Annotated in this window: 17 protein-coding genes and 2 pseudogenes; 8 read left to right on the forward strand and 11 right to left on the reverse strand. The window is 59.2% G+C overall.

Features of this window, described 5'->3' with window-relative positions; all coding sequences use genetic code 11:
* Nucleotides 1–84 precede the first annotated feature (84 nt).
* Both ACVWZJ_RS06340 and ACVWZJ_RS06345 read left to right on the forward strand, forming a co-directional pair.
* Nucleotides 85–264, forward strand: coding sequence for a hypothetical protein (locus ACVWZJ_RS06340; protein WP_011432732.1), 180 nt, complete (start codon nucleotides 85–87; stop codon nucleotides 262–264).
* A gap of 3 nt (nucleotides 265–267) precedes the next feature.
* Nucleotides 268–1371 carry a DNA polymerase III subunit delta' gene (locus tag ACVWZJ_RS06345; protein ID WP_457395376.1) on the forward strand — a complete coding sequence of 368 codons (1104 nt, stop codon included), beginning with the start codon at nucleotides 268–270 and terminating at the stop codon, nucleotides 1369–1371.
* Here the strand turns inward: ACVWZJ_RS06345 and ACVWZJ_RS06350 are convergent.
* Nucleotides 1355–2671 carry an ATP phosphoribosyltransferase regulatory subunit gene (locus ACVWZJ_RS06350; RefSeq protein WP_457395379.1) on the reverse strand — a complete coding sequence of 439 codons (1317 nt, stop codon included), beginning with the start codon at nucleotides 2669–2671 and terminating at the stop codon, nucleotides 1355–1357. The genes ACVWZJ_RS06345 and ACVWZJ_RS06350 overlap by 17 nt on opposite strands.
* 49 nt (nucleotides 2672–2720) lie before the next feature.
* On the reverse strand, nucleotides 2721–3791 hold the full coding sequence (locus ACVWZJ_RS06355; RefSeq protein ID WP_041436368.1) for a cysteine hydrolase family protein: 1071 nt from the start codon (nucleotides 3789–3791) through the stop codon (nucleotides 2721–2723).
* A gap of 306 nt (nucleotides 3792–4097) precedes the next feature.
* On the opposite strand from ACVWZJ_RS06355, the gene ACVWZJ_RS06360 reads away from it, so the two are divergent.
* From ACVWZJ_RS06360 to rpsD, 3 genes are all read left to right on the forward strand, one after another.
* A complete protein-coding gene (locus tag ACVWZJ_RS06360) occupies nucleotides 4098–5480 on the forward strand; it encodes a nicotinate phosphoribosyltransferase (protein WP_011432726.1) in 1383 nt (460 codons plus the stop codon).
* Nucleotides 5481–5612: 132 nt separating this feature from the next.
* Nucleotides 5613–6749 carry a GDP-mannose 4,6-dehydratase gene (gmd, locus tag ACVWZJ_RS06365; RefSeq protein ID WP_011432725.1) on the forward strand — a complete coding sequence of 379 codons (1137 nt, stop codon included), beginning with the start codon at nucleotides 5613–5615 and terminating at the stop codon, nucleotides 6747–6749.
* Between the two features lie 176 nt (nucleotides 6750–6925).
* Nucleotides 6926–7537 carry a 30S ribosomal protein S4 gene (rpsD, locus tag ACVWZJ_RS06370; protein WP_011432724.1) on the forward strand — a complete coding sequence of 204 codons (612 nt, stop codon included), beginning with the start codon at nucleotides 6926–6928 and terminating at the stop codon, nucleotides 7535–7537.
* 211 nt (nucleotides 7538–7748) lie between these two features.
* On the opposite strand, the pseudogene ACVWZJ_RS06375 reads toward rpsD, so the two are convergent.
* Nucleotides 7749–7868: pseudogene (locus ACVWZJ_RS06375) on the reverse strand (IS200/IS605 family transposase); the annotation flags it as partial.
* 13 nt (nucleotides 7869–7881) lie between these two features.
* On the opposite strand from ACVWZJ_RS06375, the pseudogene ACVWZJ_RS06380 reads away from it, so the two are divergent.
* The 3 genes and pseudogenes from ACVWZJ_RS06380 to ACVWZJ_RS06390 all read left to right on the forward strand — a co-directional run bounded on the left by ACVWZJ_RS06380 (nucleotide 7882) and on the right by ACVWZJ_RS06390 (nucleotide 9785).
* Nucleotides 7882–9069 (forward strand): annotated as a pseudogene (locus ACVWZJ_RS06380) (RNA-guided endonuclease InsQ/TnpB family protein).
* A gap of 36 nt (nucleotides 9070–9105) precedes the next feature.
* Entirely contained in the window at nucleotides 9106–9228 is a 123-nt protein-coding gene (locus ACVWZJ_RS06385) for a hypothetical protein (RefSeq protein ID WP_457395383.1), read from the forward strand.
* Nucleotides 9229–9278: 50 nt separating this feature from the next.
* Nucleotides 9279–9785, forward strand: coding sequence for a heavy metal-responsive transcriptional regulator (locus tag ACVWZJ_RS06390; RefSeq protein WP_457395386.1), 507 nt, complete (start codon nucleotides 9279–9281; stop codon nucleotides 9783–9785).
* Here the strand turns inward: ACVWZJ_RS06390 and glmS are convergent.
* The 8 genes from glmS to rplI all read right to left on the reverse strand — a co-directional run bounded on the left by glmS (nucleotide 9746) and on the right by rplI (nucleotide 19478).
* Nucleotides 9746–11593: a glutamine--fructose-6-phosphate transaminase (isomerizing) gene (glmS, locus tag ACVWZJ_RS06395; protein ID WP_457395389.1), complete on the reverse strand. Its 1848-nt coding sequence runs from the start codon at nucleotides 11591–11593 to the stop codon at nucleotides 9746–9748. The two genes, ACVWZJ_RS06390 and glmS, sit on opposite strands and share 40 nt — an antisense overlap.
* Nucleotides 11594–11769: 176 nt before the next feature.
* Nucleotides 11770–12993: an MlaD family protein gene (locus tag ACVWZJ_RS06400; protein WP_011432718.1), complete on the reverse strand. Its 1224-nt coding sequence runs from the start codon at nucleotides 12991–12993 to the stop codon at nucleotides 11770–11772.
* Entirely contained in the window at nucleotides 12993–13799 is an 807-nt protein-coding gene (locus tag ACVWZJ_RS06405; protein ID WP_011432717.1) for an ABC transporter ATP-binding protein, read from the reverse strand. The genes ACVWZJ_RS06400 and ACVWZJ_RS06405 overlap by 1 nt, the downstream gene beginning before the upstream one ends.
* Nucleotides 13800–14003: 204 nt before the next feature.
* The gene (locus tag ACVWZJ_RS06410) at nucleotides 14004–14891 is read right to left on the reverse strand and encodes a TerC family protein (RefSeq protein ID WP_011432715.1); all 888 of its coding nucleotides are present in this window, start codon (nucleotides 14889–14891) and stop codon (nucleotides 14004–14006) included.
* 260 nt (nucleotides 14892–15151) lie between these two features.
* Complete coding sequence (gene larB / locus ACVWZJ_RS06415) at nucleotides 15152–15985, reverse strand: nickel pincer cofactor biosynthesis protein LarB (RefSeq protein WP_011432714.1); 834 nt, start codon at nucleotides 15983–15985, stop codon at nucleotides 15152–15154.
* 46 nt (nucleotides 15986–16031) lie between these two features.
* Nucleotides 16032–16928, reverse strand: a complete 897-nt coding sequence (locus ACVWZJ_RS06420) for a universal stress protein (protein ID WP_011432713.1) — start codon at nucleotides 16926–16928, stop codon at nucleotides 16032–16034.
* A 131-nt stretch (nucleotides 16929–17059) separates the two neighbouring features.
* Complete coding sequence (gene dnaB / locus ACVWZJ_RS06425; RefSeq protein ID WP_011432712.1) at nucleotides 17060–18835, reverse strand: replicative DNA helicase; 1776 nt, start codon at nucleotides 18833–18835, stop codon at nucleotides 17060–17062.
* A gap of 178 nt (nucleotides 18836–19013) precedes the next feature.
* Complete coding sequence (gene rplI, locus ACVWZJ_RS06430) at nucleotides 19014–19478, reverse strand: 50S ribosomal protein L9 (protein ID WP_041436365.1); 465 nt, start codon at nucleotides 19476–19478, stop codon at nucleotides 19014–19016.
* Nucleotides 19479–19843: the final 365 nt, after the last annotated feature.

The following is a 19843-nucleotide window of genomic DNA, read 5'->3' on the forward strand; positions in this document are numbered from 1 at the left end:
CTCCGTCCCGCTAACGCGAATGGAAACAAACAGAATGCTATCGCTGCATAGTTGAACAGTGATGTTCAGCAGTGTTCAGCGTAAATGTATCAGTTCCTCAAGGCTGCCGACTTGTTGGCTGCTGAAGTGCTGGAGTCCTTGCCGCCGATGGATGAATCTTCGCCCCACTGGGGGGATCCCTTGGTGGAGCGGGGGTTATTGCGACCGGAGACGCTGCAGTATTTTCGCAAACATTTCCTGCCAGCTTCTGCCAGCGGATGCTGAGATATGCCAGAACTCCGTCCGAGCGCCGAGACCGTCAAGCGGATGAAGGTCTTGCCTCCACAGCACATTGTCGGGCAGGAGATGGCGGCACGACTGCTTGTGGCGGCCCTGGAGAAGGAGCGGGTGACTTCCAGCTACTGCTTCTTGGGCCCCCAAGGGGTGGGGCGGAAGCTGATGGCCCGTTGGTTTGCCCAGGCCCTCTTGTGCGAATCCAGCTCCGGGATCCCTTGCGGCAAGTGCTCCCACTGCCGTTGGCTGCTGGCGGGCAACCATCCCAATCTCCACTGGGTCAGCCCCACCTACCTGCACCAAGGCCGCCTAATTGCGGCAGACTCCCCGGAGGCGCAAACCTTGCAACGGCGCTCGCCGCCCCAAATTCGCCTGGAGCAGGTGCAGGGGGTATCCCGCTTCTGTGCCCGCAAGCCGATTCGAGCCCAGCGAAAGGGCTCCGCCCCGCTAAAGGACTCCGTCCCGCTTACGCGAAAGGACTCCGTCCCGCTTACGCGATCGGGAGCGGTGGTGGTGCTGGAGGGAGCCGAAACCTTGGCGGAAAGCGCTGCCAATGCTTTGTTGAAAACCCTGGAGGAGCCAGGCCCAGCCCATATTATACTCATCGCCCCCCAGGCGGCCTCGCTGTTGCCGACGCTGTTGTCCCGCTGCCAGATGGTGCCTTTTCGCCGCCTCAGCCCAGAAGAGGTCGACCGGGTGCTGAGTGGGTTGGGTTGCCCAGATCTGGCAGGGATCCCTCGATCCGAGCTGATTGCCTTGGCCCAGGGCAGCCCCGGCTTGGCCTTGCTGGCCCACCAGCACCTGCAGCAGATCCCGCCGTCGCTCCTTGAGGAACTCAAACGTTGGCCCTGGCACTCTTCTCTCCAGCAGGCATTGGAATTGGGCAGAGCGGTGGCCAGTTTGGAGCTGCCGGCACAACTGTGGCTGATCGATTATTTGCAGCAGCATTTTTGGGCGCAGGGATCCCGTCAGCCGTTTGCGCCAGGGGTGCAGAGCGCCATCCGGCAGTTGGAACGCATTCGCCAACACCTGTTGCAACTGGTGCAGCCCCGTCTCTGTTGGGAGGTCAACCTTGCCAGCATTAGCCCGGGTGGGTGATGTGGTAGCTGCCGTCGGCTTGTACCCAGGCGATCTCCGGGATCCGACATTGGCGGGCATAGGCTTCGATCTCTTCAGGGGCCCGATCCAGCAATTCCAGCTCCACCGCCTCCGTTCGCGTCAGCGGTGCGGTGCACTCTTCTCGCCAGCGGGCGGCCAAGGCCAGCGCCGCCGGGATCCCTGCCGGCACCAGGGGCACCACCAACCGTTTGCAGCCCATCTCCTCGGTTTGGGGATCGGGGGGCAAGAGCCGCAGCAGCGTATCCGGCAGAAGGGTAAAGCCGATCCCCGGCTGTTCGACCTGCTGAGGGCTGTAGAGGGCGTACAGCCGGTCGTAGCGCCCCCCCAGAGCAATGACCTCCCCGCTCGCCACCGCCTGAAAAACGATACCGGTGTAGTAGGCCAGGGTTTGCAACAAGCTCAGATCCAGCACCACCCGCACCCCATGTTCCTCCAGCACCTGGCAGAGCTGCCGCAGATCCCGCAGCCGCTCAGGCGGCACAGGCAACTGAGCCAGGTCAGAAAGAACTGAGCCGGGCTGGCCCCGCAGCCCCAGAATCTGCAAGCCAATCTGGCGGGCGGCTTCCGGCAGAGGGGCCGATTCCAGGTAAACGTAGTCGAGCTGGGCAATGGCACGGCGCACTGCCGCTTGAGCCGTGGGGGCAACGGCGTTGAGCAAACTCTCGGTGAGGCTGACATCTCCCAGCAGCAGCGTCCAGGCGGCCTCCGTCCCGTTTACACAAGAAGAGATGCCGATCGAGCGAATGCAATCGGCCAGCAGCAGCAGAATCTCGGCATCTGCCAGCCATCCCCCTGCCCCGATCAGCTCCACTCCGGACTGAAAAAACTCCTGGCTACTGTAGGATCCCTCCTCCCGCCGGCTGTTGCGAAAAACGCTGCCGTGGTAGTAGAGCCGCAACGGCAAAGGCCCACCGGCTAGACGGGTGGCTGCCGCCCGCACAATGGAAGCAGTGAACTCGGGGCGCAGCCCCAGCATCGTCCCTTCGCCATCCCGCAGTTGCAGCACCGACTCAGCGCGGATGGATCCCCCCGCCAGCAGCGTTTCCAGCCGCTCTAGGGTGGGAGTGATGATGCGCTGGTAGCCATGGCGCCGGAAAACCCGGGTCAGCTGAGCCTCCAGCTTCTCCCGCCGTTGTACTTCCCGCGGCAGGAGATCCCGGGCACCGCTGGGGGGGCGCAGACTGCTGGAGACGGTGGAACTGGCCTCAGGGCGGGGATCCCAAAAGTGCTCCGCACCGCTACCGCGAGAGTGCTCCGCACCGCTACCGCGACCGTACACAGGGCTGCTCCAGCAGAGGATCCTGCTGCATCATACCGGATGTTGGAGGTCAGCTGGGATCCCGGGGAAACTCAGGCCACTCCCAGATGGGATCCGTGGAGCGCACTCGGTGCATTCCTGCTTCCGCAAAGCGGGCGAAAGCGGCCTCCGCCTGTTCGCTGAAATCCACAACGCCGGGGATCACCACCGCCGAGGTGCAGTCCTCCAGAAGGTAGACTTTCTTGGCCAAGCTGGGATCCGTGGCCTGGATCTCTTGCAGCAGGTCGCTCACCGTCCAGGCCACGCAGTGGCTTTTGGCTTGGCCAGCCACGATCAGGGCGTCAAACTGCAGCAGGTGGTGGATGAGGAGCTCATTTTTCTCGTCGATGGGATCCCCTTCCGGCCCAGTCAAAACCTCCGGGCTAAGCACGGAATAATTTTCCGTCAAGGGATTGGCTCCCTTGAGCTGCAGGCTGGGCTGGCTGCAGCGGGCCATGCCGTGAAAGAAAATCGCCTCCTCCACCGCTGGCACCAGGGCATGGCCAATCCCCCCCAGCATGGAGTGGTAGGGCCAGACGATGAGGGGATATTTTCCCCCCTGCTCCAACTGCTCGGCGTAGTGCAGAGCGTAGACCTGCAACCGCGTCAGATCCCCCTGGGTGAGGTTGGCAGCCATGGCGGGGTTAACCCGCCAGCGTCCGCAGCGGATATCGGCTGCCGAAATGGCCGTGGCCGGCTCAGGATGGGCTCCCTGCGCGTCCACCCAAAAGACGGGGTGGAAGATCTGCATGGCCGTGTGGGTGTCGAGAGTGGCAATGATCTGGGTGAGGCAAGCCAAATTGCGGTAGATGAACTGACAAAGCCGTCGATTGTCTTCCACCGCTCCCAATCCGCCGGAACCGGCCACAAACAACTCAAAGCCGGGAATGCAAAAGGTGTTCTGCACATCAATGAGCAGCAAGCCCACCCGCACCCGATCCGCCTCTGCCGGCGGGATCCCTTGCTCCTTGGCCCAGAGCTCGGCTTCTGCTGCCCGCTGTTGGTAGGGCACGCGCCAAATCTCTCCCACCCGCTCCGGATCAAAGTGGGGGGGAAGGCCCGCTGGAGCCTTAACAGTTAGCTCCTGTAGAGTGGTATTCATGGCGTTCTTCCGGTGGGGGCTGGATTGACCAGGCTTGCACCCGCTCGATAGAGTTGGACGGGTAACACTTATGGTTGGTTTCACTATAAGTTGGGGGCAAGATTTTGTCCAGATGGCCGCCTGTATTTCTGGCTGAGTTTGGGTTTGGTGTCTTGTCGAGGCCGATTTTTAGGGTTTTTTGGGGTTGTGATGCTTCTGGTGGATCCCTACAAGCAGCCTTACTTATGGTAAGTTTCACTATAACCTTCGCAACAGCCCTCTGCTCGATCCCGCCGTTCCCCACTGGCTTCTGCCCCGAGGTTTTTCATGTTGAGCCCTGATTTCTCGTCGTTGCGGCCCCAAGACTATGGCCTGCTAACCGACCTGTACCAGTTCACCATGGCCGCCTGCTACGTGGGGGAAGGGCTAGAGTCTCAGCCCGCTGCCTTTGAGCTGTTTGTGCGGCGGCTGCCCACCGACTATGGCTACCTAATCGCCATGGGGCTCACCCAGGCAGTGGACTATCTGCAGCAACTGAGCTTCGCCCCCGAGGCTTTGCGAGCGCTGCGGGAAACGGGCATTTTCGCCGATGCGCCGGAGCGCTTTTGGGAGCTGCTGGCCCGCTGCCGGTTTGAGGGGGATGTGTGGGCGGTGCCGGAAGGAACCGCCATTTTCGCCAACCAGCCCCTGTTGCGGGTGGAAGCCCCCCTCTGGCAAGCCCAACTGGTGGAAACTTACTTGCTGTCCACCTTTAACTACCAGACCCTGATCGCCACCAAGGCGGCCCGTATGCGAGATGCAGCAGGGGATGAGGCCATTTTGTTGGAGTTCGGCACCCGGCGAGCTTTTGGTCCCCAGGCGGGGCTGTGGGCAGCCCGGGCGGCTCTGGCGGCAGGGTTCAATGCCACCTCCAACGTCTTGGCAGCCCTGAAATTGGGGCGCAAGCCGGCAGGAACCATGGCCCATTCCCTAGTGATGGCCATTGCTGCTCTCTCGGGAGACGAAACCCGCGCCTTTCAATCCTTTCGGCGCTACTTTCCCCAAGCTGCGCTTCTAATCGATACCTACGATCCCATCCAAGGGGCGCGCACAGCAGCCCAGCTCTTTGCGGCCAGAAGCCCAGATCAACTGGGATCCCAGGGGGAAATCGGCGGGGTGCGCATCGACTCGGGAGATTTGGAAGATCTCTCTCGCCGGGTGAAACAAATTTTGCCTCAAGGCGCCCCGGTGTTCGTCAGTGGGGATTTGGACGAATACGAGATCGAGCGCCTGCATCGCTCCCAAGCCCCCATCAGCGGTTATGGGGTGGGCACCCGCCTGGTAACTGGAGAAGGCGTAAACGGGGTGTACAAATTGGTGGAAATCAATGGGATCCCAGTGGCCAAAGCTTCCTTTGCCAAAGCCACCCTTCCCGGTCGCAAGCAGATCTTTCGCGGCCCTGAAGGAGACTTGTTGGGCCATGCTGACGAGCCCCCGCCTCCTGGCTACGAACCGCTCTTGCGCAAAGTTATGGAAAAAGGGCTGCTGCTGGATCCCTTGCCGGATCTGGAAGCCATTGCCCGCACCAGCCGCGCCTCTGTGCTGTGCCTGCCCCAGGGAGTGCGACAACTGCGCCAGCCGGATCCCTGGCCCACAGCCCTGACTGCCGCTTTGCAACGGTTGAAAGACCACACCCTTGGCCAGGAATGTGCCTCGGCGGGCCCTGCCTGAGGAGAAGGAGTCCCGCTGCACTATAATGTTCTAGCTTCAAGGTCTCCGCTTTGAGGTTTGAGTTTTGCCATTGGACTTGAGCCTCAGGCCATTTTGATTTTTGGTGTTTTCCTAGTCTTTGCCCCCAGCTCTATGACCCAACGTGCCCTAATTACCGGCATCACCGGACAGGATGGCTCCTATCTGGCCGAGCTGTTGTTGAAGAAAAACTACGAAGTTCACGGCATCATCCGCCGCGCCAGCACCTTCAACACCGACCGCATCGACCACATCTACGTGGATGCCCATGACCCCCAGGCTAGGCTATTCCTTCACTACGGGGATCTCACGGATGGCACCACCCTGCGCAGGATCCTGGAACAGGTGCAGCCGACGGAAGTGTACAACCTGGGGGCCCAATCCCACGTGCGGGTGAGCTTTGATGCGCCGGAATACACTGTTGATGCAGTGGCCATGGGCACGCTGCGTCTTCTAGAGGCCATCCGCGACTACCAGCAGCGCACCGGGATCCGGGTGAAGTTTTACCAGGCAGGCTCCTCGGAGATGTTCGGCCTGGTGCAGGAGATCCCGCAAAAGGAGACCACCCCCTTCTACCCGCGCAGCCCCTATGCCTGTGCCAAGGTGTACGGCTACTGGCAGACGGTCAACTACCGCGAAGCCTACAACCTCTTCGCCTGCAACGGTATCTTGTTCAACCACGAAAGCCCACGGCGAGGGGAAACCTTTGTAACCCGCAAGATCACCCGCGCCGTCAGCCGCATTGTGGCCGGCAAACAGGACAAGCTCTACCTGGGCAACCTGGATGCCAAGAGGGACTGGGGCTACGCCAAAGACTACGTCGAGGGGATGTGGATGATGCTCCAACAACCCCAGCCGGATGACTATGTGCTGGCTACCGGGGAAACCCACACTGTGCGCGAGTTTGTGGAACGGGCCTTCGCGCTGGTGGGCCTGCCGATTACCTGGAAAGGCTCCGGCCAAGCCGAACAGGGGCTGTACAAAGACCAAGTGTTGATCGAGATCGATCCCCGCTACTACCGCCCAACCGAGGTGGATCTGCTGTTGGGGGATGCTTCAAAAGCCAAGCGAGTCCTAGGATGGGAGCCCAAGGTGAGCTTCCCGCAGTTGGTGGAGCTGATGGTGCTGGCCGACTTGGAAGCCATCGGCCTGGATCCGGATCCCATCTTGGGGGAACGGCGCACCCTCAACGGCTTGCTTAGCGAAGATCGCGCTTTCATCCGCACCCAGCTGGGGGTTCACTACGACTGATAGGGTGAATACAACGGTGGAGACGGGATCCCAAAAGACAGCCTTGACCCCTTGTCCAAAGCAGGAACTAAACGCTTAATATAGTAGATCGCCGATTCTTTTGGTGCCTCGTCCTCTTGCTCCCCAGCTGACCATCTCTTGCTGACTTTGTTTGCTGATTTCGGAGAAATGCCCGCATGTCCCGCTACACAGGCCCCCGCCTAAAAATTATTCGTCGCTTCGGGGGACTTGATCTGCCCGGTTTGACGCGCAAGCGCCCCAAAAATACCAACCCGCCCGGTATGCATGGCGCCGAGCGCAAGAAAAAATCCGAATATGCCATTCGCTTAGAAGAAAAGCAGAAGGTGCGCTTCAACTACGGGCTGAGCGAGCGGCAGATGATCCGCTACATGCGCAAGGCACGGCGCTCCAAGGGATCCACCGGTTTGGCCTTGCTGCAAATGCTGGAAATGCGGTTGGATTGCATCGTGTTTCGTCTGGGCATGGCTCCAACCATTCCGGCAGCTCGGCAGCTCGTGAGCCACGGCCACATAGAGGTTAACGGCCAAAAGGTAACCATTCCCAGCTATGGCTGCAAAGTGGGGGATGTGATTACAGTAAAAAACAAGGAATCTTCCCGCAAGCTGGTGGCCGCCTACGCGGAGTATCCGGGGTTGTTTTTGCCGGACTACCTGGAGTTTGACAAAGAAAAGCTGCGCGGACGCATCAAGGAATTGCCCCCCCGCGAGCAAATTTGCGCCCCGGTCAACGAGCTTTTGGTGGTTGAGTTCTATTCCCGCAAGCTCTAGGGATCCCCTTTTGTGGCCATTGCAAATTGCAGGGGAATTTTGGGCAGTTTGACGTTCTCCTCACCCTTGAGGCCGGGGGATTTTTCACGGTTTGTTTTTTGTAGCGTTTCCCCTGCTCATCGCTCCTGTTGGCGATGCGTAGCGTTAGCTAGACCGCCGGGAAGCCCTGCCCTCTGTTAGTGACTAGTGGCTAGTCACTATCCACTCACCACTATCCAGGGTGAAGGTCGGGATGAAAGGCGGGGACACTTTGGTTTTCAATGGACTGGCCTAAAACCGAGACGGTAACCCCACCGCATGAAGCAATAAGGTAGGATTCATTCCAGTAGATTACCCTTGCCTCAATGAGAACTGCTTACCAGTACCGTTTGCGACCTACGCCCAGCCAGATTGCTTTGATGAGCGAGTGGCTAGACTTGTTACGGAAGCAGTACAACTACCGCTTGGCAGAGCGCTTTGCGTGGTGGGAACACAATCGCTGTGACATCAATGCTTGTCCCTTAATCTGTCACTTGCCTGAGCTGAAAGACAAGCCCGATTTCTACTCCCAGAAACGGGACTTGGTGAACACGAAAGCCCTGTTTCCGCAGTACAGAGCAGTCCATTCGCAAGTCCTGCAAAACTGCATAGAGCGAGTGCACAAAGCATTCGACCGCTGGCTGAAGGGGGACGGTAACGGCAAGCGGGCAGGGAAACCCAGATTTAAGGGAGCTGGGCGGTATCGCTCCTTCAGTTTCCCCCAGATGAAACAAGACTGCATTTGCGGGCAGTTTATCCATCTGCCCAAAATCGGTGCTGTTCGCATAATTCAGCACCGTCCTTTGCCTGACGGTTTTGTCATCAAGACTGCTACCATCACCCGCAAGGCAGACGGGTGGTATGTGACCTTGAGCCTGCAAGATTCGTCCGTCCCTGAGTTTACTCCTGAGCCTGCAACACTGGAGAACACTACAGGGATCGACGTGGGACTGGACTCCTTTTTGGTGACCGACGCGGGGGAGTCTGTTCCAGTTCCCCAGTACTATCGCAAGGCAGAGCTCAGGCTCAAGAGGTTGCAGCGAGCCTTGTCTCGCGAGAAGAAGGGGTCAAACCGCCTATGGATAGTGACCAGTGGATAGTGAATAGTGACTATCCACTAACCACTATCTCAGCGCAAAGATTTTCATGACAAAACAGCGAACTGGCTGGTAAGCAAGGGCAAGCATATTGGGTACGAAGCCCTGAATATCAAAGGTATTGCGAGGACGAAGCTAGCAAAATCCACCTATGATGCTGGGTGGGGACAATTTCTGCGAATTCTGGCAGTCAAGGCTGAAAGAGCTGGGCTGAGGGCGATTGCAGTGAATCCCAACGGCAGCAGTCAAAACTGCTCTCGGTGTGGTCAAAGAGTACCGAAAGCGATTCAAGACAGGTGGCATTCTTGTTCCCATTGTGGGCTAGAACTAGGACGCGACCACCATGCGGCCATCAACATCAAGCACAGGGCGGTGGGGCATCCCGTTCTTTTCGCGTCAGCGGGACGTAGTCCTTAAAGCGCAGGAAATGTCCTTTTCGTTAAAGCGCAGGAAATGTCCTTTTCGCGCCAGCGGCGCGGAGCGCTAACCGGAGTCACTGTTCGCGTCAGCGGGACGGAGTCCTTGAAGCCCGCACTCTCTCGCTTTGGCGGCGCGGAGCGCTTTGCGTCAGCATGAGTGTGGGAGTATGTCACGCTGAAGAAATCTACAGGGATCCAGTTGGGGACATGTCGAATCCTGCTGCTGTCCAGGACTTGTCTGCTAGCCTGAAGATCGGCCAGGTGGCTCTAGCAGCCGGCTTGCCTGTACGCACGGTGCGCTACTACGAATCGATAGGCCTGCTGAAGCCAACGGTGGAACGGGCGGAGTCCAGCTATCGGCTGTTCGACCCTTCGGTTTTGGTTCGTCTGGCCTTTATCCGCTGCTGCCAGAGCCTGGGCCTGAGCTTAGAAGAAATCCGCCAAATCCTGGATGTCCACGACCGAGGGGAGCAGCCTTGTCCAGAAATTCGCCAGCATCTGCAAGGCAAGCTGCAGGAGATTGAACAGCGAATTGCCGATCTGCAAGCGCTGAAAAGCCAAATTCAAGGTCTCCTCTCCGATTGGCAGATCCCCCCTGCGGCTGCTGATGAAAAAGAGGTGATCTGCCCGATTTTGCAAAAACCAGGGGCCGGCGGTGGCAAGAGCTACAGCCGTTACTCCACTGTTACCGACTTAGCCAAGTTGCGCGGCTGATCCACATCGGCTCCGCGGCGCAAAGCCATGGCGTAGGCGAACAACTGCAGGGGGATCACGTTCAGAACCGCCGACAACAGGGGTGTCGTGCTGGGCACCTCGATGATGTGGTCGGCTTTCTCCCGCACCTGGGTGTCTTCGGGGTTGATGAGGGCGATCACCCGTCCCCCCCGCGCCCGCACCTGTTCGATGTTGGAGAGCATTTTTTCGTAGACGGGATCCCGGGTGGCAATGCACACCACCGGCACCCGCTCGTCGATGAGGGCAATAGGGCCATGCTTCATCTCCCCTGCCGGGTAGCCTTCGGCGTGGATATAGCTCACCTCTTTCATCTTCAAGGCTCCTTCCAGGGCAATCGGGGCGTTAACCCAGCGGCCCAGGTAGAGCATGTTGGCAACATGATGGTACTGCTCCGCCAGTTGGTCGTAGAGGGCGGCGTCCTTCAGCAGCAGGCTGATCTTGCCCGGCAGCTCAATCAAGGCTTGCAGGTGGGCTTGGATCTGGGCCGGGCTGAGGATCCCTTTGGCTTGGGCCAGTTGCAGGGCCAGCAAATACCCCGCCACCAACATGCCAGTAAACACTTTGGTGGAAGCCACGGCAATCTCCGGACCGGCATGGATGTAGAGAACCCCGGCATCCGCCAGACGGCTGGCCTGGGATCCGATGGTGTTGACAATCGCCAGGGTCGGGATCCCTTGGGTGCGGGCCTCGCTCATGGCTGCCAGCGTATCGACGGTTTCTCCCGACTGGGTTAAGGCCAGCAACAGGTGGTTGGGGCGCAACACCGGCTGGCGGTAGCGAAACTCAGAGGCGTAATCCACCTCTACAGGGGTACGGGCCAAGCTCTCGATGAAGTACTTGAGCACCCAGCAGGCGTGCCAGGCAGTACCACAGGCTACGGCGTGGATGTGCTCAATGTGGGCCAGTTGCGCTTCAGAAAGCGTTAGCCCCTCCAGTGTCACCCGGCCCTGTTCCAGATCCACCCGCCCCCGTAGCGTATCGGTGGTGGTGCGGGGCTGCTCAAAGATCTCCTTTTGCATGAAGTGCTTGTAGCCTCCCTTGGCGGCTGAGACGGGATCCCAGGCCACGGTGATGCTGGATTTGCGCAGCTCCTCGCCGGTAATGCGCAGGTAGCGCACTTGAGACTCCGTGAGAACCGCCATTTCCCCATCTTCTAAGAACACCACCTTGCGGGTATGGCGGACAATGGCAGGCAGATCGGAGGCCACGAAGTTTTCTCCTTCTCCCTCTCCCACCACCACGGCTCCGGCATTGCCCAAACGGGCTGCGATCAGCCGATCCGGCGCCTCCCGATCCAGAGCCACCACGGCGTTTCCCCCCCGCAGTTGCCCCATGACCTGGCCAAAGGCCGCCTCAAAGGAGCCCAGCTCTTCTGTATAGAGGCCGAGCAGTTGGGCGATCACTTCCGTATCGGTTTGGGAGCGAAATGGGATCCCCCGCTCCAGGAGACGCTCCTTTAGCTCCAGGTAGTTTTCCACAATGCCGTTTTGGATCACCACAATGCGCCCGCGCTCGTCGCAGTGGGGGTGAGCATTTTCTTCGGTCACGCCGCCGTGGGTGGCCCAGCGGGTATGTCCGATCCCTACCTTGGCCGTGGGCATGTTGGCCGTCAGCTTCACCAGCAGGTTGTGCAGCTTGCCGGTGGCGCGAACAATCCTCAATCCCTCTTCGGGATCCACCGTGGCGATGCCGGCAGAATCATAGCCCCGATACTCCAAGGTGCGCAGGCCCTCCAACAGGATGGGGGCAGCCCACTGAAAACCCACGTAGCCGACAATGCCACACATTCCTCACACCTCAACCTCAGTCGCGCCAGCGTTGCGTAGCAATACAGGCAACACCTTATCCGCAAAGCCTACCCCAGGTTGGGGATCCCTTCAACGGCTTTGGCCGCCGTTGTTACCTCAGCGGGTCATCTCAGGGATCCCAGACTCCCGCTAGAGAGAGGGGAAAGGCAGCCAACTTATGGGGAAGTCTGCGGCTGCCATCCTTGGGATCCAGAGACAATCCCCTGGGCAAAAGAGACGGGCGCAAAACGAAAGTGATACCCTTCGGCCACCGCGGGCTGGATCCCATCTTCCCCAGGGACGCTGGAGACCAAGTTGCTCAGCCCTAATACCAACTCTCGAATGCCGCGGCGAAACTGGGGATCCCCGGTCAGCTCGTCGATGTCGGCGGTAATTTTTTGCATATTCTGAAAGGTGATGCGGGCGGAATCGAGGGTTTGGCGCAGAGTAGCTAAAGTGCCCGGATCGTTGAGGCTGGCGGCAATCTGCTGCAGATCTTCGGTAGCTTGGGCCACGTTCTCCGCAGCCGCTCGCACCTCGGCCAGGATCTGGCGCACATCGGCCTGGAGTTGTGGATCGGTAACCAGCGGGCGCACCGCGCTCGACATGGCCTGTAGATCGGCGCTCACCTGCTGAATGTTCTCCAGGGCGGCGTTAAGGGAAGTGCGGTTTTGATCCACCAGGGCGGTGAATTGATCGGCAGCCGCTTGCAAACTGCGGGCAGTTCCCCTCACAGCTCCAGCCGCGTCTTGGATGGCTGTGGCAGCGGTCGTGAATTGCAACAAGTCCAGATCTTCGGTGCGCAGGGCAGCTACTCGCTCTTCCACGGTTTCTGAGAGATCGGCCACGCTATTGGCAACGCGGGTGAGCCCTTCTAGGGTGGCGTTAAGGGTATCGAAGAGCTCATCGTCGTTGATCCGTGTGAGCAACTGATCCAGCCGGATCAATAACTGGCCAAAATCCACTCCAGGTTTGCCCTCCACCACATCCCCATCGCAGATGATTTGACTGCTGTCGCAATCCGCTGCCAGAGGGGATCCCGTTGCCGCCTGACCCCTCCCCTGGGGCAGGATGTCCATCACCGTTTCCCCCACCAACCCCGTCTGTTTGGTAAGAAACAGGGAATCGCGGGGGATGACTAGGGGCTGATCAATGGTCACCTGTACTTCTACTTGGCTGGGTTGAGGCACAATCCGCTCCACTCGACCTATGGTTACCCCCCGCAGCCGCACGCTGGATCCCTCTGTCAGGCCGACCACGTTGGTATAGGTGACGGTAAATTGAAAGCCGCGACTGCCAAAGCGCAGGTTGTAGATCCACAAAAACAGGCCGGCAAAGCCCAGCGCCCCCGCCAGGATCAATAGGCCCACTGCCCCTTCTCGCACTGCTCGCGAACGCATCACACCTGCCCCGCCACTTGAATTGGCCCTTCTACGCTACCGCTGAAAAACTGCCGCACAAAGGGGTTATCGCACGTTTCAATCTGCTGCACGGATCCCTCCCACTGCACCCGCCCCTGAGCCAACAGGACAATGCGGTCGGTGGCGCGGTAAATGGTGCTGTGCTGGTGGGTCACCACAATGTAGCTCTCACAGGCTTTTTTCACCTGCTGCAGCTCCCGGATGAGATCTTCAATTACCGTGGAGGCAATGGGATCCAAGCCCGCTGTGGGCTCGTCGTACAGCAGCAATTGGGGCTCATCCTGGGGCAGAGAAGGATCCTCCATAATGGCGCGGGCGAAGCTGGCCCGTTTGCGCATCCCCCCCGAGAGTTCTTCTGGCAGGTTGTGCTCTTTGCCCGCCAGTCCCACCGCCTCCAGCTTGGCGGCCACCAATTCCCGAATGCGGGAGTGGGGCAACTGCGAGTGCTCGTAGAGCAAAAACCCCACGTTTTCTTCCACCGTCAGGGAGTCGAAGAGGGCGGCCTGCTGAAACACCATCCCTACCCGCAAAGGGGGAGTTGCATGATGGGCTTGAATCTCCGGGAGTGGGATCCCGCACCAGAGCACTTCTCCAGCGTCTGGCTCCGTTAGGCCGGCGATGATGCGCAGCAGCGTCGATTTCCCGGTGCCCGAAGGCCCCACCAGGCCCAGGGCCTCACCCCGGTACACCTTCAGATCCACGTGGTCAAGCACCACCGTCGAGCCGAAGCGCTTGGAAACTTGGCGCAGCTCCACCAAGGGGGCAGTGCTCTGCACTGCTGGCATGCTCAGAACCTCCGCCCTCGCCAAAGGCTGGAGCCTATTTTCCGCGGCCTGCTGCTCCTTTGGGCTGTCTATGCTGCTTCTGAAGCACTTGACCAATGATTTCAAGCAAAACTGGGGGCTCAGGATGCTTCCCTCCTTGAGTCGGCTTCACTGCTAGTTTAGGAGTCGGCAGGGGCCAAGGCAATGAAGCAGCCCACAGCCCTATCAAGGCAGATCAGGGATCCCTGGCGATAGGCCCAAGCCGTACCTCTCCTCTCCATTCTCTCTGCTCTGGGGCTCAGGGGCGAGGTCTTCCTCAAGGGCAGTCACCCAACCGGAGGGGACGATCTCCATCTCGTCTGTAACCCCTGCTCTTTTCTCTTCCCTCTTCTCTCCGTCAGCCAGCTCCGGCTGTTCATCCTGCTCCGAATTGAGTTTCACGCGCCGCGAGAAACCCCAGACAAATAGGGGGATCACAGCCACCACCATCCCCCACTCCGGGAGCTCGATTTGGGGGAAAAACACCTCCAACAACATGGTGCTCCCCACCAAGGCGATGATGGCAAAAGCGGCGTCTTCCAGGTGAGAGAACTCGTCCAACCAACGCAAAAACAGAGAAGCCATGTAGCGCATCAGGGTAATGCCGAGAATGCCGCCGAGGATGATTACCCAAGCCTTGCGGGAGACGCCCACCGAAGCGGCGATGCTGTCGAAAGAAAAAACCAGATCCGTCAGTTCCACCATCACCAGGGTCTGCCAAAAATTGGCGTGGCGGGTGATGTCCTGTTCTTGGCCTTCTTCCTCGCCCCGAAAGTGCTGCCAGGCTAGCCAGAGCAGATAACAGGCCCCCAAGAATTGGGCGGGCGGATACTCCACCAACCAAACTGCCGCGAAGACAATGGCAATGCGAAAGCTGTAAGCGCCGATGATGCCCCAGCGCAAGGCCCGATTTTGTTGCTGAGGGGTGGGCAGATGCTTCACCAGAGCTGCTAGGGCAACGGCGTTGTCCGCAGAGAGGGCGGCCTCCAAAAACACCAAAGCCACTACCAAGAAAATATCTGTCCAGGTGAAGGACTGAGTCATCCCTTGCGCCAGGATCAAGGTCGCTCCCATCGCATCTGTTGCATTTTTGACAAGTGTTGCATCAATTAGCATATTCGCGCGTTTTGTCCGCCCCAGTCAGTCCAACACAGCAGTTAACCAGCGTAGGAACCCTCCCCATCTTCGGATAAAGGTACCCCAGAAAAAGGCATGAACCCAGTTAGGTGACCAGAGGCAACACCCTCAAACTCCCGAAGGATGGGAAAGAGAAAGCCCAAGCCTAAACTATGGCCTGAGTATAGCCTGTTTGGCTCAGGATCTATTTACAATTCTTAACCTTCCGAAATCTGTCGATTCCCTGTTGGATCTCCAGTGGGGCCGCATGAACTCAATCGAGCTGCCAGCCGTTGTCCGCAACGCAGGATCTGGCCTGCCAGAATCGCCGCCCCAAAACCGTTATCAATGTTCAGCACTCCCACCCCCGCTGCGCAAGAGTTGAGCATCGTGAGCAGGGCAGCCAAGCCCTGGAAGCTGGCCCCGTAGCCAATGCTGGTGGGCACAGCGATCACCGGACAATCCGCCAGACCCGCCACCACACTGGCCAAGGCCCCCTCCATGCCCGCCACCACGATCAGCACGTCCGCTTGCAGGGCCGCCCAGTTGTGCAGCAGCCGATGGATCCCGGCCACCCCCACATCCCAGAGGCGCTTCACCTGAAATCCGGAAAGCTCCAGCGTGAGGGCGGCTTCTTCTGCCACCGGTAAGTCGGCAGTGCCAGCGGAGATCACGCTGACCTGTCCAGGATGGCTGACCACCTGCCGGGGCGGGATCCAACACAAGCGGGCCAACTCGGAATACTGGGCCTGGGGCAAGCGGCTGCGGATCTCGGCATACACCTGGGCTTCGATGCGGGTGGCCAAGGCCAGGGATCCCCGCTGGTGGAGTTGCTCCAGGATCTGGGCAATCTGATCTGGGGTCTTGCCCGGCCCCCACACGGCTTCGGGAAAGCCCGTGCGCAAGGGACGGTGGTGATCCACATGGGCGAAATCTCCCACCGGCTCGAAGGGCAGAAAGCGATAGGCCTGCAGAGCTTGCTCTGGGGTGAGCTTCCCTTGGGCCACCGCCCGAAACAGATCCTGCAGCGCTGTCGTAGAGGGGGGGGTCATGGAGGATGAGTTAATCTGCAACACTCGGCTTGGATCTTGCCTGGATCTACTGGGCCAAAGACCCGCGCGGGAAAAACAACACCGGATGCCAACTTTGCCGCAAAATCTCGCCGGTTAGGCTGCGAACCGACCACTCCCAAAAGCTGCCCACATGGGGGGAGGCAGTGGCGATGGCCGTCATGTCTTCATCGGCAGCAGTAGCCAGGATCTCTTTGAGAGGGGATCCCACCCGCACCAGGGTGCGCAGCTGTACGGGCTTCACCTGCTCGCTCAGGGGTTCAAGCACCTGGGCCAGGTCAGCCTCGGCTTTGCGTTGGAGCACCTCCACCGGAGTTCCTTGGTTGCGGCGGGCGCTGGGATCCACCACGTAGAGCAGGGTAAGCGTCTGGCACTGGGAAGTACCGGGCAGCAGGTGGCCGAGATGGTTCAGCAACTGCTGACGCGGCTGCTCAAAGTCAAAGGGCACCAAGAGGCAGCGAAACAGGTGGCGACTGCGCAGGCGCAGTTCCTCCAGGGTAAAGGTAGCCAGCAGCTGGGGGCGCATCACCAGTAGGGGGATTTTCAGCTTCGGCAACAGCGTCATGGTGGTGCTGCCGAACAATTTTTCGGCGAGCAGGTTGTGGGTACCCATGCCTGTAATCAGCAGATCGGAGCCATAGGTTTGGATGCCTTTTAGGATTAGATCGGCTGGCCTGCCCACCTGCACCAGAGCCTCGACTTCCAACCCTGCTGGGATCGGGTTCAGCAGCTTCTGCAACTGGGTCTGCTCTGCCTGGACTTCGGGGGTAATGTCGTCGGGAATGCCGATGTCGTCCTCTTGCCAATCTACGCTGCGGACGAAGGTGACGCGCTCGATGCCATTGCTGTGCAGATCTTCTAGACACTTGCCAAAACGCTGCAGGCCATCTCGGCGGTCGGTGGCAATTAACACGTTTTTAAACATATCGTTTTGAGCATTAGGAGAGAGGGTAGCCGGCTCAAGAGCAACGCTTTGGCCCGCAGCGATCCTAAGCTAACACCTTGCGGGGTTGTTCCCAAGGCAGCAGCTCCGGATCTCTCTTCGGCATCGGTTGCTCAGCGGTTGGGATCTGCCAGGTTGCGAAACTGGGTGTACTGGCTTTCGAACAGCAGGCGCACAGTGCCGGTGGGGCCGTTGCGATGTTTGGCGATAATGACTTCGGCAATGCCGCGATCGCTGGTGTTGGGATCGTAGTACTCCGGGCGATAGATCATCATCACCAGATCGGCATCCTGCTCGATGCTGTTGTGAACTAGCAGCCCGTTGGCCACAAAGTTGTGGTGGCGGGGCATCTCGATGTCGTAAACCGGCTGAGGCTCCCCCGGCTCGCTGATGAGCACCACCGGATCCCAGATCAGCCCCTCCTGCACTACCACCGCCACCTCTTCCTCCAATTGCAGCTCGTCGAGGGTTTTCCAGCCGTCTGGGGTCAAGAAGGGATGGTTGCCGGTGGCGCGAATGGAAAAGTTGAGGCGGGTCTTCAGAACACAGGTGGGCTGCCGACCACTGCAAAACACTTTCACAGGCTGTTGGGGCACCAAGCGCCCGCGCCCGTTCAAGCTGAGCAGGCGGGGCAGTTCCGCCGCAGCCGGCAGGGCCGCCAGTTGATCCAGCCGCCAGATCTTGCCGCGATCCGCATCCATCACCTGCGTATCCCCGGCCAGACAGCCCGATTCCCGCAGGTCTGCCAGTTGCGGGCGCTTATCGGAGCGAGACTCAACAGCTCGACTGAGCTGAGAAAGCACCAGCACCGGCACCATCAGCTCTTTGGCCATGGCCTTGAGGCCACGGGTAATGCGCGACAGCTCCTGCACCCGGTTGTCAGCAGCGGATCCCTGCATCAGTTGTAGGTAGTCGATCAACACCATCCCCAACGTTCCCCCCTGTTCCGCCTGCAAACGCCGCGCTTTGGAGCGAATTTCTGTAACGGTACAGTCGGGGGTATCGTCGATGAACAGGGGCAATTGCGATAAAAAACCAATGGCTTGTCCCAGGCGCTGCCACTCGTGTTCGCTGATGCGCCCAGAACGCAGACGGCTGCTGTCGATGCGGGCTTCGCTGGCCAAAAGCCGCTGCACCAGTTGCTCTCGTGACATTTCCAAGCTAAAGATGGCGACCGGCTGCTTGGCATAGGCAGCCACATTTTGGGCAATGTTGAGGGCAAGACTGGTTTTCCCCATCGAGGGACGACCGGCCAGAATCAGCAAATCGGATCGCTGCAAGCCCTGGGTCAGGTTATCCAGGTCGATGAATTTGGTCGGGATCCCCGGAAGCTGTGCCCCGCTTTGGAACTTCTCTTCCAAGTCCGAGAAGATATTGACCAAAACCTCAGAAGCCGGGATGAGGCTACGCTGCACTCGCTCTTGGGTGAGGCCAAACACCTGCTGCTCGGCTTGATCCATCACCTGAGACAGGGGCTGACTGGTGTCGTAGGCCAAACGAGCCAAGGTATTGCTCACCTGGATCAACTGGCGGCGCATGTATTTATCCATCACCAGGCGAGCATACTGGTCGATGTTGACGCTGCTGACGGTTTGCTCCAGCAGACGACGGATCGCCCCTGTTCCTCCCACCCGCTCCAGAAGATGATGATCCGCCAACCAGGCAGACACAGTCATCAGGTCAGTGGGTTGGCCTTGGCTGTGCAGTTGGAGAGCAGCCCGGTAAATCTCTTGGTGGGCAGAGATATAGAACATCTCTGGACGCAGAAACTCCGCGACCCGCACCAACGCATCCGGATCGAGGAGAATGCCCCCCAGGATTTCCTCCTCGGCTTCAATGTTTTGAGGAGGAAGCCGATCCCCACCCGTTAAGTCGTAATCGCTGATCACCACAAGCCAGGATAGGAAAATCAACCCAGCCCTAGGGCAACCGGCCTCTCAGCCAGTCAGCTCCAATCGTCAGGCGGGTCAAGCTCTAGGCTGAGCATACCCGCTTGTTGCCTAAGGCAAAAACCCTACTCACCCCGGGATCCCTCACGGGAACTCAGGGATCCTCGAAGGTGAGTCCTCATTCGGGAGTAACCTGAATGCGCAGCGTAGCGGTAACTTCGGGGTGTAACTTTACCTGCACGGGATAAACCCCGGTTTTTTTGATTTCCTCGTTGAGGAGAATGTTGCGGCGGTCGATATCTAGACCGCTGGTAGCCAGCACCACCTCGGCAATATCGCTGGTGGTCACCTGCCCAAATAGGAGGTCGTGTTCTCCCACTTTCTTACGGATGACAAAGCGACCGATGGTCTCCAGAGCAGTCTTGTAGTTTTCCGCCTGTTGTCTTTCTGCCAGTTTACGAGCTGCCTCCTGCTCCAGACGCACCTGCTGCTCTTTCAATATGCCAGGGGTAACCCGCACCGCCATCTGCCGTGGGAAGAGGTAGTTGCGAGCATATCCGGGCTTGACGTTGACAATCTCTCCGGGCTTGCCCAGCCCTGGGATCGCCTGGCGCAGCACAACCTGCATGTTACGTTTCGACATTGGGAAGACACTTCTTTTCTCGACAGCCCTCCATTCTAGAGGCTCAGTAGAGCCATTGTCAGCTTATGGTCATTTCGATTCAAACCAGGACACTGCACCCCCACCTAGAACGTTGGTCGCGCCGTCGCGTCAGCGTTACGGAGCAATAATGTACGGGGGAAGAAGGCTTTTCTCAATAGCCCAGGCGTCTCACCCTAGCCTGAAACGACTATAAACTCCAAAGCAAGCTGCCCCCTACGCCTCAGCCCTTTGGCATGAGGGATCCCTTCTCGGAGCTCATTGCCGATGAAGCTCTCTTGCCGCTCGCAACCCCGGTAGGAAGACAAGAAGCCACCTTGTTTCTAAACCAAAAATGCGGAAGGTTA

Source organism: Thermostichus sp. OS-CIW-29 (genome assembly GCF_054058195.1).

Excerpts from the sequence above, each read along its gene's own strand:
- ACVWZJ_RS06420 (WP_011432713.1), bottom strand. The coding sequence starts at position 16,928 with ATGTTTAAAAACGTGTTAATTGCCACCGACCGCCGAGATGGCCTGCAG.
- ACVWZJ_RS06410 (WP_011432715.1), bottom strand. The coding sequence starts at position 14,891 with ATGGGAGCGACCTTGATCCTGGCGCAAGGGATGACTCAGTCCTTCACC.
- ACVWZJ_RS06360 (WP_011432726.1), top strand. The coding sequence starts at position 4,098 with ATGTTGAGCCCTGATTTCTCGTCGTTGCGGCCCCAAGACTATGGCCTG.
- larB (WP_011432714.1), bottom strand. The coding sequence starts at position 15,985 with ATGACCCCCCCCTCTACGACAGCGCTGCAGGATCTGTTTCGGGCGGTG.
- ACVWZJ_RS06405 (WP_011432717.1), bottom strand. The coding sequence starts at position 13,799 with ATGCCAGCAGTGCAGAGCACTGCCCCCTTGGTGGAGCTGCGCCAAGTT.
- rpsD (WP_011432724.1), top strand. The coding sequence starts at position 6,926 with ATGTCCCGCTACACAGGCCCCCGCCTAAAAATTATTCGTCGCTTCGGG.
- ACVWZJ_RS06345 (WP_457395376.1), top strand. The coding sequence starts at position 268 with ATGCCAGAACTCCGTCCGAGCGCCGAGACCGTCAAGCGGATGAAGGTC.
- ACVWZJ_RS06390 (WP_457395386.1), top strand. The coding sequence starts at position 9,279 with ATGTCGAATCCTGCTGCTGTCCAGGACTTGTCTGCTAGCCTGAAGATC.
- ACVWZJ_RS06400 (WP_011432718.1), bottom strand. The coding sequence starts at position 12,993 with ATGCGTTCGCGAGCAGTGCGAGAAGGGGCAGTGGGCCTATTGATCCTG.
- ACVWZJ_RS06355 (WP_041436368.1), bottom strand. The coding sequence starts at position 3,791 with ATGAATACCACTCTACAGGAGCTAACTGTTAAGGCTCCAGCGGGCCTT.
- ACVWZJ_RS06340 (WP_011432732.1), top strand. The coding sequence starts at position 85 with ATGTATCAGTTCCTCAAGGCTGCCGACTTGTTGGCTGCTGAAGTGCTG.
- glmS (WP_457395389.1), bottom strand. The coding sequence starts at position 11,593 with ATGTGTGGCATTGTCGGCTACGTGGGTTTTCAGTGGGCTGCCCCCATC.
- ACVWZJ_RS06385 (WP_457395383.1), top strand. The coding sequence starts at position 9,106 with ATGTCCTTTTCGCGCCAGCGGCGCGGAGCGCTAACCGGAGTCACTGTT.
- rplI (WP_041436365.1), bottom strand. The coding sequence starts at position 19,478 with ATGTCGAAACGTAACATGCAGGTTGTGCTGCGCCAGGCGATCCCAGGG.
- gmd (WP_011432725.1), top strand. The coding sequence starts at position 5,613 with ATGACCCAACGTGCCCTAATTACCGGCATCACCGGACAGGATGGCTCC.